At 60.7% G+C, this 12388-nt stretch carries 13 protein-coding genes; 1 reads left to right on the top strand and 12 read right to left on the bottom strand.

Annotated elements, in window-relative coordinates:
• Positions 1 to 442: 442 nt before the first annotated feature.
• The gene (locus ASC75_RS09700; RefSeq protein WP_244487804.1) at positions 443 to 1531 is read right to left on the bottom strand and encodes an NAD(P)H-quinone oxidoreductase; all 1089 of its coding nucleotides are present in this window, start codon (positions 1529 to 1531) and stop codon (positions 443 to 445) included.
• Positions 1532 to 1695: 164 nt separating this feature from the next.
• Positions 1696 to 3093, bottom strand: a complete 1398-nt coding sequence (locus tag ASC75_RS09695) for an aspartate ammonia-lyase (protein WP_055973772.1) — start codon at positions 3091 to 3093, stop codon at positions 1696 to 1698.
• 240 nt (positions 3094 to 3333) lie between these two features.
• Between ASC75_RS09695 and argE the strand changes: the two genes are divergently transcribed.
• Entirely contained in the window at positions 3334 to 4491 is a 1158-nt protein-coding gene (gene argE / locus ASC75_RS09690; protein ID WP_055973768.1) for an acetylornithine deacetylase, read from the top strand.
• A gap of 4 nt (positions 4492 to 4495) precedes the next feature.
• Here argE and ASC75_RS09685 read toward each other — a convergent pair whose 3' ends face one another.
• The 10 genes from ASC75_RS09685 to ASC75_RS09640 all read right to left on the bottom strand — a co-directional run bounded on the left by ASC75_RS09685 (position 4496) and on the right by ASC75_RS09640 (position 12379).
• Positions 4496 to 5479, bottom strand: a complete 984-nt coding sequence (locus tag ASC75_RS09685; protein WP_244487803.1) for a LysR family transcriptional regulator — start codon at positions 5477 to 5479, stop codon at positions 4496 to 4498.
• 97 nt (positions 5480 to 5576) lie between these two features.
• Entirely contained in the window at positions 5577 to 6254 is a 678-nt protein-coding gene (locus tag ASC75_RS09680) for a DUF1028 domain-containing protein (RefSeq protein WP_055973761.1), read from the bottom strand.
• 16 nt (positions 6255 to 6270) lie between these two features.
• Positions 6271 to 6690, bottom strand: a complete 420-nt coding sequence (locus ASC75_RS09675) for a RidA family protein (RefSeq protein ID WP_055973758.1) — start codon at positions 6688 to 6690, stop codon at positions 6271 to 6273.
• A 78-nt stretch (positions 6691 to 6768) separates the two neighbouring features.
• Positions 6769 to 8241 carry a 4-hydroxyphenylacetate 3-hydroxylase family protein gene (locus ASC75_RS09670; RefSeq protein WP_055973756.1) on the bottom strand — a complete coding sequence of 491 codons (1473 nt, stop codon included), beginning with the start codon at positions 8239 to 8241 and terminating at the stop codon, positions 6769 to 6771.
• 44 nt (positions 8242 to 8285) lie between these two features.
• Positions 8286 to 8849: a flavin reductase family protein gene (locus ASC75_RS09665; protein ID WP_082496498.1), complete on the bottom strand. Its 564-nt coding sequence runs from the start codon at positions 8847 to 8849 to the stop codon at positions 8286 to 8288.
• Positions 8850 to 8980: 131 nt separating this feature from the next.
• A complete protein-coding gene (locus tag ASC75_RS09660) occupies positions 8981 to 9430 on the bottom strand; it encodes a type II 3-dehydroquinate dehydratase (protein WP_055973792.1) in 450 nt (149 codons plus the stop codon).
• Positions 9431 to 9449: 19 nt separating this feature from the next.
• Positions 9450 to 10097 carry a glutathione S-transferase gene (locus ASC75_RS09655; RefSeq protein ID WP_055973752.1) on the bottom strand — a complete coding sequence of 216 codons (648 nt, stop codon included), beginning with the start codon at positions 10095 to 10097 and terminating at the stop codon, positions 9450 to 9452.
• 92 nt (positions 10098 to 10189) lie between these two features.
• Positions 10190 to 10612 carry a heme-binding protein gene (locus ASC75_RS09650; RefSeq protein ID WP_055973748.1) on the bottom strand — a complete coding sequence of 141 codons (423 nt, stop codon included), beginning with the start codon at positions 10610 to 10612 and terminating at the stop codon, positions 10190 to 10192.
• Between the two features lie 145 nt (positions 10613 to 10757).
• Complete coding sequence (locus ASC75_RS09645) at positions 10758 to 11723, bottom strand: hypothetical protein (protein WP_055973746.1); 966 nt, start codon at positions 11721 to 11723, stop codon at positions 10758 to 10760.
• Positions 11724 to 11803: 80 nt separating this feature from the next.
• A complete protein-coding gene (locus ASC75_RS09640) occupies positions 11804 to 12379 on the bottom strand; it encodes a HutD family protein (protein ID WP_055973743.1) in 576 nt (191 codons plus the stop codon).
• Positions 12380 to 12388 lie beyond the last annotated feature (9 nt).

Raw genomic sequence — 12388 nt, 5'->3', positions numbered from 1 at the left:
TGATCCGGGTGGCGCTGCCAGAAGGCAATCCCTTCGCCGTTTCCCAAAAGGTTGTGATCCGCGGGTGTATCCTGGGATGGTGCTGGGTGAAGTGAGAGGCCGCGAATTTCGGCGACTTCACCCCGACGGTCGCTTCCACGAAACCTTTTGCCGCCAATCCTCGACGCAACAATCAACGTCGTCGAGATCGCAGGGGAGGTCCAAGGCGAAAACCTCCACGAGCCGGCGCCGACGTCATCGCCTACGACGCCACCCAGCGTGTCCGTCCCGTCTCCACCAAGGCGATCGTCGGACGCCGTGATCGAGACGACCAAGACGCCGACGCCGCGCAGCGGCAACCCCGAGCGGTGGCTGGCGGCCCTGTTCGATGCGATTTCAGGCTGGAAGGGCCGCTACGAAACCGTCGGCGGCCGTCACCGGCATCATCGACGACGGCTGCTGGTCACCCCTCAGCCGCAAGACGCTCGACATTCCGGACCACTTTCCCCTGGTCGCGACCGTAAGCAGACTCGCCGGCACGGCTGCTGTGCTTGCCGCAAACGAGCACAACTTTTCCCATATTTGCATTTTCGTCCAATAGGCAGTGCGCCTGCGCCGCGGCGGTCAGCGGATAAGTTCCAAAGATCGGCGGCGTGACCTTGCCGCTCGCCACCAGCGGCCAGACGTGCCGCCCTACAGCGCGCGCCAGTCGACTTTTCTCTTCCACCGACTTGGGTCTCATTGTCGAGGACGTCAAAGTGAGTCCCTTCATCATGATGACGGTCAAGTCGACCTCCACGAGAGCGCTTTCCATGAAGGCAATGCTGACATGGCGGCCACCGGGCGCCAGAACAGCCAGATTGCGACTGATGTAGCTGCCGCCGACAATATCCAGGACGACATCCACACCGCGATTGCCGGTTACCCTTCGGCCAATCTCGACAAAATCCTCGCTGCGGTAATCAATGGCTACGTCGGCTCCCAGCGCTCGCAGGAACTGCGTCTTTTCGGGACCGCCAGCCGTGGCCAAGACGGTCGCACCAGCAGCCCGCGCCAATTGAATGGCCAGGGTTCCGACGCCGCTGGCGCCACCGTGGATGAGTACCGTATCGCCGGGAGCAAGGCATCCGCGCTCGAACAGGTTGTGCCACACGGTGAAGGCTGCCTCAGGCAGTGCCGCGCCGGCGACATGGTCGAGCCCGGAGGGTATCGGCAGACAGTGGCCCGCGTGGGCAAGGCAATACTCGGCGTAGCCACCGCCAGATACCAGTGCTGCAACCGATGTTCCCACCATCGACGGAGCAACACCTGGACCCGCAGCAACGATCTGACCGGAAATCTCCAGACCAAGCACATCGGTGACCCCCGCCGGCACCGCAATTGCACCACGACGCTGCGCGATGTCGGGCCTGTTGACCCCGGCGGCCTCGACGCGGACGAGAACCTCCCCTGCCCCCGGATGGGGCAAGGGCCGTTCGACCAGCGCCAGAACCTCCGGCCCGCCAGGACGGGACGCGACCACAGCCTTCATCATCTTCGGCAAAGTTGTCACTGCGAATACCTGCTATCGTTGAATTGGGCGCAGGGACCGACAGCCTCACCATCCCACCCTGCGATTTCCTGCTCACAGTTTTGACAAGGCTTCCGACATCGGTACATTCGTGAATATCGGCCCCCAGCATCGGATAAACTGATCGAGGACCGCCAAGGGGCCGATCAAACTGGAAACGCCAGTGTCATCGGGTCGAGCATGAAATCCACCTGTTCGCCGCTCACCAAACCGCGCTCCACCGCAAGTTCAGCCACCTTTCGATCCAGCCGAAGCGCGTCATTGGCCAATTCAGCGCAGCGGCCATACCCGATCAGCGGCACCAGCGCGGTGGCCGAGCCCACGCTGGCTTCGAGATGCGTCCGGCAACGCCCAGCGTCAGCTTCGATGCCCCGCACGCATTGCTTATCCAGTGTGCGGATTGCGGCCTCCAGCATTTGCATCGAGAAATGCAGGTTGAAAGTTATCAGCGGCTCCATGGCGTTGAGCTGAAGCTGGCCGGCCTCCGAAGCCATGGTGACGGCGATATCGTTGCCGATGATCTGGAAGCAGACCTGATTGACGACTTCCGGTATGACGGGATTGACCTTGCCTGGCATGATCGACGAACCGGGTTGCACTGCCGGCAGCCGGATTTCGCCGAGGCCGCCGCGAGGGCCACTCGACAGCAAACGCAAGTCGTTCGAAATCTTAGAGAGCTTTGTGGCGAGCCGCTTCAGCATGGCGGAGAAAAGGACGAATGCCCCCATATCCCAGCTGGCCTCGACCAGGTTGGCAGCCGGCGTCAGCCTGTGACCGCTGATCGCCGAAAGCTCATTCAGCGCGATCCCGGCATATCCCTTGGGCGCGTTCAGACCAGTACCGATGGCCGTGCCGCCGAGGTTTACTTCGGCCAGCAGCGGCAACATCTCGCGGAGCCGGGACACATCCTCATGCAGCGCCGTTGCAAATGCCGAAAATTCCTGGCCGAGCGTCATCGGCACCGCATCCTGCAGCTGGGTACGGCCAAGCTTGGCGATCTTTGCGAAAACCGCTGCACGCTCCTCGAACGAGGCAACCAGCGAGCAAAGCGCCTGATCGAGGTCGCCATGAGCCAAAAGCAGCGACAGGCGCACCGCGGTAGGGTAAGCATCGTTGGTCGATTGCGACCGGTTGACGTCATCATTGGCGTGAACCGGTTCATTTGCGCCGCGCACACCGCCAAGCCTCTCATTGGCAAGATTGGCGATGACCTCGTTGGCATTCATGTTGACCGACGTGCCGGCCCCGCCCTGGACGGGGTCAAGCGGAAAGGCATCGAAATGGCCGCCGGCGATCACCGCGTCGCAGGCACTTGAGATGGCGTCGCATTTTTCGTGTGACAGCAAGCCAAGGCGGGCATTGGCGCGGGCGGCAGCCTGCTTGGTCATGGCCAGCGCCACGATGAGATGCGGAAAACGGCCGAGTGTCATGCCTGAGATTTGGAAGTTTGTCCGTGCGCGTTCCGTTTGAGGCCCCCACAAGGCATCGAAGGGCACATCCACATGCCCAAGGGTGTCATGTTCGCGTCGAAACCGAATTTCCATTTCCAGACCCTCACGCAAGCCCCAGGCGATATCTGGGTTGCTGCCAACAGGCTTAGGACGGCGCTCCCAAGCCTGCCATTCGCAAAAGACTAAGCTGAAGAACGGCGAAAACGATCAGGTACCGTTCGCGCGTCTGGAACAATGGACTTTACGATCTTCGGCTTCGGAAAAACCAAATGGCGCCGGTGCAGCCCGGTCGGGTAACTGGAACGAACTTCAACGAGCCATAGCTCGGGATCAATGTCCATTCAGCGCGCCACGGAAATACTTGATCGGCTTGTCGCCTTCCCGACCATCAGCCGGACCTCCAATCTCGACCTGATACACTTCGTCAGCGATTTCCTGGTCAAGCTCGGCATCAAGGCCCAGATCGTCCACAATCAGGAAGGCACCAAGGCCAATATTTATGCGACGCTCGGACCGGCCGAGGTTGCTGGCGTGCTTTTGTCTGGCCATACAGATGTCGTGCCGACGGAAGGTCAGGCCTGGAGCAGCGATCCGTTCCGGATGACCCAGCAGGGCGACCTTCTTTACGGACGCGGAACGGCTGACATGAAGGGTTTCATCGCCTGCGTGCTGGTGCTGTTCGAGGAATATGCGGCGCGCGGCTTCAACCGTCCCCTGCATTTGGCCTTCAGCTATGACGAGGAAATCGGCTGCGTGGGGGTGCGGCGGCTGATTGACCTGCTGGCCAACAGTTCATACCGCCCTTCCATGTGTGTGATCGGCGAACCGACCAGCATGCAGACAGTGGTCGCACACAAGGGCAAGGTCGCGGGCCGGATCAACTGCACCGGGCGCGAATGCCACTCCAGCCATGCCCCTGAAGGGTTGAACGCCATTTACCTCGCGACCGACATGGTGGGCACGCTACGTGCACTTCAGGACGAACTGCTAACAAGCGGCGCACGCGACCCGGACTTCATCGTGCCGTTTACGACCGTTCACGTTGGCATCATCAACGGCGGGACCGCGCTCAACATAGTACCCAACCGTTGCAGCATCGACTTCGAGATCCGCAACATTCCGACCGACGATGCGCAGCCGCTGCTCGACCGTCTGACCGATCGGGCTATGGAATTGTCAAGCCAGGCGCAGTCGCGCTTTCGTGACTCCGGCGTGGCGCTCGAAATCGTCAACGCCTACCCTGGTCTCAACACCCAGCCGGACGCTGCCGTGGTTCAGGAGATTCAAAGATACACCAATGGCGGCAAGCTCGGGAAAATAGCCTTCGGCACCGAAGGCGGACTGTTTCACGAGCGGCTAGGCATACCGACGGTCGTTTGCGGCCCCGGCGACATTCGCCAAGCACACAAGCCGGACGAATTCATCAGCCTCGACCAGATGACCCAGTGCATGTCGATGCTGCGCAGACTGGCCGACGACCTAACGGCATAGCGCCTCAAGGCATCGGCGCCATGCCCGGCAGATTGACGGAGGTCATGAGCTCGCGACAATGCTCTTCGAACCTCTCCGTGGCACGCGTCTTGCGCAGGCCTTTGAGCGTAGCGATACCGAGCACCATGGGGGGATGGTCTCCCGCCAGCGGCACGTAGGCGAGTTGCTTTCCATTGACGGCGGCCATGTTCATGGGACGCGCGGTCATGAGCGAGTAGCCAAAACCGCAAGCCACGAAACTGCGAACGGTTTCGGGCGAAACGGACCGTGCGGTAATGTTCGGGGCAATGCCATGCGTTACGAACAGATTGAGGAAATATTCCTTGCTCAGCGGCATGTCCAACAAGATGAACGGCTTATCTGCCAGCGCCGACAACTCGATCGATTTCTCTCGGGCAAGCGGATCATCAGCCTGCAGCAGGATATAGGTGGGCAATTCGGCCAGCGGTTCGAACGCAATGTCATCGGTCAGGTGAATCGCATAGGTCAGCGCCAAGTTGATCTCGGCACGCCGCAACTTGGCAATCAGCGCTGCCTCGTCGTCTTCGCTGACCTGCAGCTTGACAGCGGGATACTGGGAAAGAAACCCTTTGCACAATTCGGGAATGAGCATCGGCGCCAAGGTGCGGAACGAGCCGACCTGCAACGGACCGGAAACCGACTTGGCCACTTCGTCGGCAATGCCATGAAGGTCCTCCGCCTGTTGCAAAAGCGCCTTGGCGGCATGCAAAAGACGTCTGCCGGCCGGCGTCAGGGACAATCCCTGGGCATGATGCCGAACGAAGAGCTGGAGGCCGAATTCCACCTCGAGCTGCGAGATCGCAGCCGAGATCGAAGGCTGGGAGACATTGATGCGTTCCGACGCAAGGGTCACCCCGCCTACCTCGCCCGCAGCCACGAAATAGGCGAGCTGCCGTAACGTAAATCGCATTGAAAAGGTACGCAAATCCAGATCGTTCACGAGGCCCTGAGCTAGGTTCGTATTCAAGCTAGGTATTCCTCGCGGCGTCGATCGGACGATTGCGTAAGAAACCACCGCGAACGATGGCGGCTACAAATTTTGCTGTCAAGGCGTCATCACTGACTTACATATCGCCGGGAACTCCGTAGGACGGCGCGACGGATGGGTCGATCCCGCGCGACACGTAAGCGTCCAGTTGCGGCTCCCACAATTCCCACAACCTGGAGAGTTCACCGATAGGATCGGCCTCATGCCAATCCACGCGCAGGTCGGCCACAGGCCACGCGACCTCGCGCACCAGCAGCATGCCGACCGAATGGACCGGCCCCTCTTCACCCCCTGCTGCCAGTGCCGCCCGCATAGCCTTGATCAGGCGGCTGCCGAGCGATCCGCGCTCAACTGCCATAAATGCATCGACCATCTTCTCGGGAACCGCCGCATTGGACAGCAGATTGCCGGCGGCCACGACGTTTGGCGCAATCACGGTTCGGTGGGTGCCGAGCGTGTTGCTGCCAGAAAAGGCGGCTCCATCACCATTGCCATCGACCAGCGCGAGCTGGCGATACTGGAGGTGTCGGGCTTGTGACTTGATGCGTTCGAGCGCGTCGCCAGCACTCAGTCCAGACGCCATAAGGTCGAGGCCAAGTGGGCCGAGGGTGGGGTCGGTAATGTTTTGGGTGGCAACGACGCCGACGCCAGCCCGTGCATGAGCACAGCGCGCCGCGACGCACGGGCTGGACGACGAAACCGCGATGCCAAACATTCCAGTTGTTGCGCAGCGGGCCGAAATCGAAAAGGTCAACTGTTCAGCCTCCGGGTCAGGCGGCGTCGGGGATGACCGCGGTCACCTCGATTTCGACGACCCATTCTGGACGCGCAAGCGCTGGGACTACGATGCCGGTAGAGCAAGGGAAAACGCCCTTCAGCCACTTTCCCATTTCCTGATAGACCGCTTCGCGATAGCGGATGTCGGTGACATAGACGACGATGCGACAGATGTGGGCCATTTCGCTGCCCGCTTCCTCAAGCAACATCTTGATGTTTTGCATCGTCTTGGCGGTTTGCGCGCCGGGGTCGCCGACATGCAGGCATTCACGCGTATCGAGGTCCTGGGAAACCTGGCCGCGAAGGAAGACCGTGGTGCCGCGGGCGACTACACCTTGCGAAAGATCGTTGTCGAGCTTCTGTTCTGGATAGGTGACGCGGGTGTTGAACGGGCGCAGGCGCTGGTGGATCATGACTGAGGTTCTTTCACAACATCGAGGGACACCTGCGCCAGCCGGAGGACCGGCTGGCGCGAGACGATTGAAACGGTGCTACTTCGCCGCCGCCGCAAAATTCTGCGGACCGTAGACGCGGTCCGACAATCCGGCCGCTTCCTTGGTGAAGCGCAATGGCTCCTTCCAGTCGAAGTTATTGTAAACGGCAGCGAGGTGCGCGAAGGGCGGGGCCTGTGCGAAGAGCTGGAAGGTCAGGCGATGTCCGGCGTAGTCGGAGTTCAGCAAATCGCGCGCGAAGGCGAGAAGCTTGCGCCGATCCTCGGCGTACCAGTTGTCATTCAGCGTGTAGAACTTCTCGAGCCATTTGCCAGCCTCAGGATCGCGGAAGCTGGCGTAGTCCGGCGTGATGCAGATCTGGCCGCCGCAAAGCTCGCGGGCGATGTGCATCATGTGGTGGAGCTGCGAGCAGGCAAGCACGCGACCGGCCATCAGCAATGATTGGTTCGGCATCAACAACCCAGCAGGGCTGGGTTCGGCAGTGGCGATTGCCGCCGTCAGATGGGCATTGATACCTTCGCGATAGCAGGCCAGCGTAGCGAGCTTTTCCTGAACCGCCTGCTGCTTTTCAAGGCCGGTCTGGCGCACGTTCCACAACGCCGCACCGATCATCAGGTCAGCAAGCTTCTGGTTGCGCTGGACAAAGGCGAAGGCCGAGTAGCGATGCAAGGTCGAGCGGATGAACTGTGCTGCCTTGGTGTACTGGTAAAACAGTACATTCTCCCACGGGATCAGCACATTGTCGTAGATGACCAGGGTATCGACCTCGTCGACACGGTTGGACAGGGGATAGTCCTCGGCCGGCGCGCGTCCGGCAAAGCCGGTTCGGGCAATGAAGCGAAGATTCGGCGACGAGAAATCGCAGACGAAGCCGACCGCATAGTCCGACAGCTTGTCGTCGCCCCAGTTGGCGATCGTCGGCTTGGTGAAGGCCTGGTTGGCATAGGCCGCAGCGGTCTCATACTTTGCACCGCGGACAATAATGCCGGCGTCCGTCTCCTTGACCACATGCAGGAGCATGTCGGGATCCTGGTCCTGCGGCCGCTTCGAGCGGTCACCCTTGGGATCGGTATTGGCCGAGACGTGGAAGGGATCGTTGCGCAGAACCGTGTTGATATGGCGCTCGATGTTCACCGCAAAGCGCGGGTCGACATCGTTGAGCATTTCGCGGCCGTCGAACAGCGACCACATTTCACCGACGGTCTCGTCACCGACGCGGGTGACAATGCCCCGTGCCTCGTCAAGGACGGTATCGGTGGAGCGGCGCTTGTCGTGCCAATCCTGCTGCGTATAGGGCAGCTTCAAGCCGACCGCGAAACGCTCGCCGCCTTCTTCGTAGGACATGACCGAGCTGTGCTTGGGGTCATGCGCCATATCGTAGATGCGAGCCCGTATGTCGACGATTGGTTTGAACATCGGGTGTGACGTGACATCTTTGACACGTTCACCGTTGATCCAAACCCGCCGGCCATCCCGGATCGAATCCCGATATTGATTACCGGTTCTGATCATCGATACGCCTTTCTCTTGGGTACTGTCTTGCTTCCGGCCGACCGCTAGCTGTTCAGTGGCAAGGTGGACGGATGGCAATATGCGCGTCGGCAATGCGCCAGCGGCGCGCTTTCGGTGGCGGTCACATCCACCACCCGGCCGACAAAAATCGTATGGGTTCCAACGTCGTGGCCGCTATCGACGACGCAGTCGAAGGTGCTTGCCGCATCCGGCAGGCGGGCCGAACCTGTCACTGTCGACTGCCATTCGGCGCAGCGGAAATCGAAGGCCTCGCCTTCGCGCGGATGCCCAGCGAAGACATCCGAAATATCGCCCTGGTGAACAGCCAGGAGATTGACGCAGAACACGCCGTTTTCCCTGATTGCCGCGCATGCCGGGCTGCGGCGGTTGACGCAGACCAACAGCATCGGCGGATCGGCAGACACCGACGCCATCGCGCTGACCGTGACGCCGAAGGTGCCGGCGGGACCGTCTGTGGTAACGACATTGACGCCGGTGACAGCGCCGCTCATGGCGCCGACGAATGCCCCGCGATCAACCGTCGGAAACTCCTGGCCAGCGGCCGTGAACTCAGGACTTTTACTGTACGATGCTTGGAGGGTCGACATTTTGCGTGTCTCTCGAAGTTTTCATTGCCCTGTTCGATGGGTAAATAGTGCCGCAAAAAGCATCATTTTTATAATAGAACTTGAGTATCCCTTGGTTCGGTATTCCTGATGCAGCCATGCCAGAACAGGCGTCAGCTAGCGCGCAATCTCTGCACGATCGCTTCAACGGCGATTTCGTATCCGGACGGGCCAAGCCCGATCAGGCACCCGGTAACGGCCTGGGAAATGAAGGAATGATGGCGCATCGCCTCGCGCTTGAAGACGTTGCTGACATGCACTTGGAAGCTCGGGCCATCGAAGCTCGCCATCGCATCCATCAACCCGATGGAGGTATAAGACAGGCTACCTCCATTGATGACGATGCCATGAGCCTTGCCACGCGCCTCGTGAATCCAGTCGATGAGCACACTTTCCGAGCTGGACTGGTTGAAACGAACCGTCACCCCGAGCAATTCAGCCTTGTTGCGGCAGCGCGCCTCGATGTCGGCAAGGGTGAGCCGGCCATAAGGACCGTTCGGGTCAAGGCCATACAGGTTGGTGTTGGGTCCATTGAGGACTTCGATATGCAATATGTCGGACATGTCGGTCACGCGCTCGCAATCATGCTTTGATCTTGGTGGGTTCGACCGGCGCCACACGGTCATACGGCTTGGTCGCAACCATCGACGCACGGGCATCGAAATCGGCGAACCAGCGCGCAGCCGCAGGACGCCCTGCGCGCCAGTCCAGTTCGGGAAAACGGAAGTCGAGATAGCCGAGAGCGCAACCGAAGCTGATGGTTCCGATCGTCGCTTCGCCTCCGATTTCGGGCAGCAAGGCTTCGATCCTGTCCAGCGCCGCCTCGACCTTGCGCAACTGCGCGGCGCGCCACTGCGGCGAACGCTCACCCTCGGGCCGCATCAGCATCTCATAGCGGGCGAGCAATGCTGCATCGAGCAACCCGTCACCCAACGCCTGCTGCATCAGCGCCTGCCAATTGCGTTGTCCCTGTCGTCCAAAAAGCGTGGCGCTTTCGGCCTGGTCAGCGAGGTATTCGCAGATGACCCGGCTGTCGAACAGACACATGCCGTCGTTTGTCAGCAAAGCAGGGATCTTGCCGAGCGGGTTGACCGCAATGAGGTCCTCGTCGCCTGCGAGCGGCGTGGTGCCGCTCGTCACCAGCTCGATGCTGGAGACCAGCTGGACTTCGTGGGCAACCACCATGACTTTACGGACATAGGGAGAAGTGGGAGCGTAAAACAGCTTCAAGACAGGGACCCGCCTTTTGCAAGAGTTCTGAAATGGACTGCCGCGGCGAAGCCACTGGCCCGGCGAAATCGGCCCAGGCTGAACGAGGCGAGTTAGGGCTTTTGGTCTTCGGCGCCGATGCCACTGAGAGCGGCACGCGCCACCTCGACATCCTGGGCGCCCGTCCCCGATCCGACGCCGACGGCGCCGACACAGTGGCCGTCGATCAATATCGGCAAGCCGCCCTCGAGATTGGTGAGGCGGCCGCCGCCCGCAATCGCGAGCTTGATTTCATAGTTCGGATCGAGACGCGATGTGGGCTGGCGATGCGAGGCGGCCGTAATCGCCTTGGACATCGAGGTTTCGCGCGACAACAGTTTTGCCCCATCCATGCGCACAAACGCCAGCAGGTTGCCGCCATCGTCGACGATGGTGATGTTCTGGGGAACGTTGAGCGATTCAGCTTTGGCGACAGCGCTGGCGAGAGCCTTGAGCGCGCCGGCATGCGTGAGCTTCAATACAGGTCTGGTTGTCATGCCTACCTCCAAAGATGATGCCGGCCACGACGATCAGCCTGGCACGACATCTTCTTTGATAGGTATCCACCCAGGCCGTTAGATCTGTAAAATAGTATAGCTCGTGCCTATGGATCAATTTTTGCGATCTTGCGACGAAGCGGCACTAATCTGCGCAGTGGCGGATAAAATCGGCGAACAACGGCGCCTGTACCGACTCCACGACGCGCCAGCTCTCCAGTGCCAGCGAAACCAATCCCGAAGTGTCGATGGTGATCCGTCCCAGCGACAGAGAACCCGGTTCATTGGGCCGGCGTATGACAACATCGTAGCCACCGCAGGCAGGCTTGAGCACGCTTGCGTGCCATGCCACGATCCTCTCCCCCGAGCGTAACACCGCAGCTGGCATCACTCCTAGCTCGACGGTCCAGGCATGGCCGAGCAATGAACTGGCGCCTTCGACATCGCCCGCCATGAGCAGATCGCGCACGCGCGTCGACGAGCATGTGGCGTCGTCCCACTGGACCTCCTCGACTGCCGTTACGGCGAAGCCGCGCAGTCGACCGACGCGTCGCAACAGATCCACGTCGCCGCGCCGCCTTCGGCCGAAGCGAAAATTGTGGCCAACGACCAGCCGTGACACCTTGAAACCGCCGACCAGGATCTCATCGATGAACTCTTCCGGCTCCTGGCCGGCGAAGGCGTGGTCGAAACGCGGGCTATACATGAACTCGACACCGAACCGGCCGAAAGCTTCAGCCTTGGTAGCAGGCGTACCAAGACGAAAGGCAGTGGAGTGCGGCGCAAAAAGCTGTCGCGGATGCGGCTCGACCGACATGACACCGATCGGGCTGCCACCTGCAAGTGCCGCAGCCCGGGCGGCAGCCATCAGCGCCTGGTGGCCGCGATGGAAGCCATCAAAATTTCCGAGCATCATGACGCCTGCTTGCAAATGAGCCGGCACGGTCGTTGCGTCGGTTAGCAGTTGCACCGGACCGCCGCATTGCTCGACGAAGGTCGCGCCATTGGCTTCATGCAAGTTGAGCCGCACAAGGGACTGCTGGCCGCGTCCGGCAAAGCAGCCGGGATACGGCGAAAAGAATGCGTTTCGAGTATCGACCATCTTGTTCATGATCGAAAGCGTAGCCCAACGTCGCGCCTCGGGAAAATATCAAACAACAACCAACGGCATCAGCAATTCTGATCCAGCGGTCACAGCTCTGTCTCGGGCTCGATAACGGCAACCAGGCATGCGCTGCCCTTGCCCGGAGCAATATCGACCTCGGCGACGTCACGCACGACCAGCGTTTCGCCGGCCTCGATGCGGCCAGCGTCTGCTGTGCATTCACCGCACATCACGTGCACGACGAGCAGCCCGCCTGATGGAACCGACATGCCTGCTGCGTCAGCTCCACCGATCACGGCGACTCGCGCGTCCCAACGCCTGCGGCGCGTCATGACGTTCAGGACCTGCGTGGCGCCCACCGGCAGCCGCGAAAAGGGCGCCAAGGCGCTGTCGAAACGGTAGGGCGACAGATGCTCCAACATCACCTCCCTCCCATCTTCGAAGCGAAGAACCAGCGGATTGTCACCGATGCGCGTAATCGTCCTGTCGATGCCCGGAAACGGCGAGAATTGAGATTCATCGACGATCGGCGCCCGGCTGATGCGGATATCAAAATTCTCGTGCGATGCGCCTTGCGGCAGCAAAAGAACGTCTTGGGTCACGCCCTTGCCGTTTTTCCAGGGCGTCGTTCGATAGTCCTGCTCGGACAACAATTCCAACATCAAAGATGC

Origin of the sequence: Aminobacter sp. DSM 101952 (assembly GCF_001424795.1) — a bacterium.
In the GTDB taxonomy this organism is placed as follows: Bacteria; Pseudomonadota; Alphaproteobacteria; order Rhizobiales; family Rhizobiaceae; genus Aminobacter; species Aminobacter aganoensis.
This window is presented reverse-complemented; position numbering and strand designations above follow the sequence as displayed.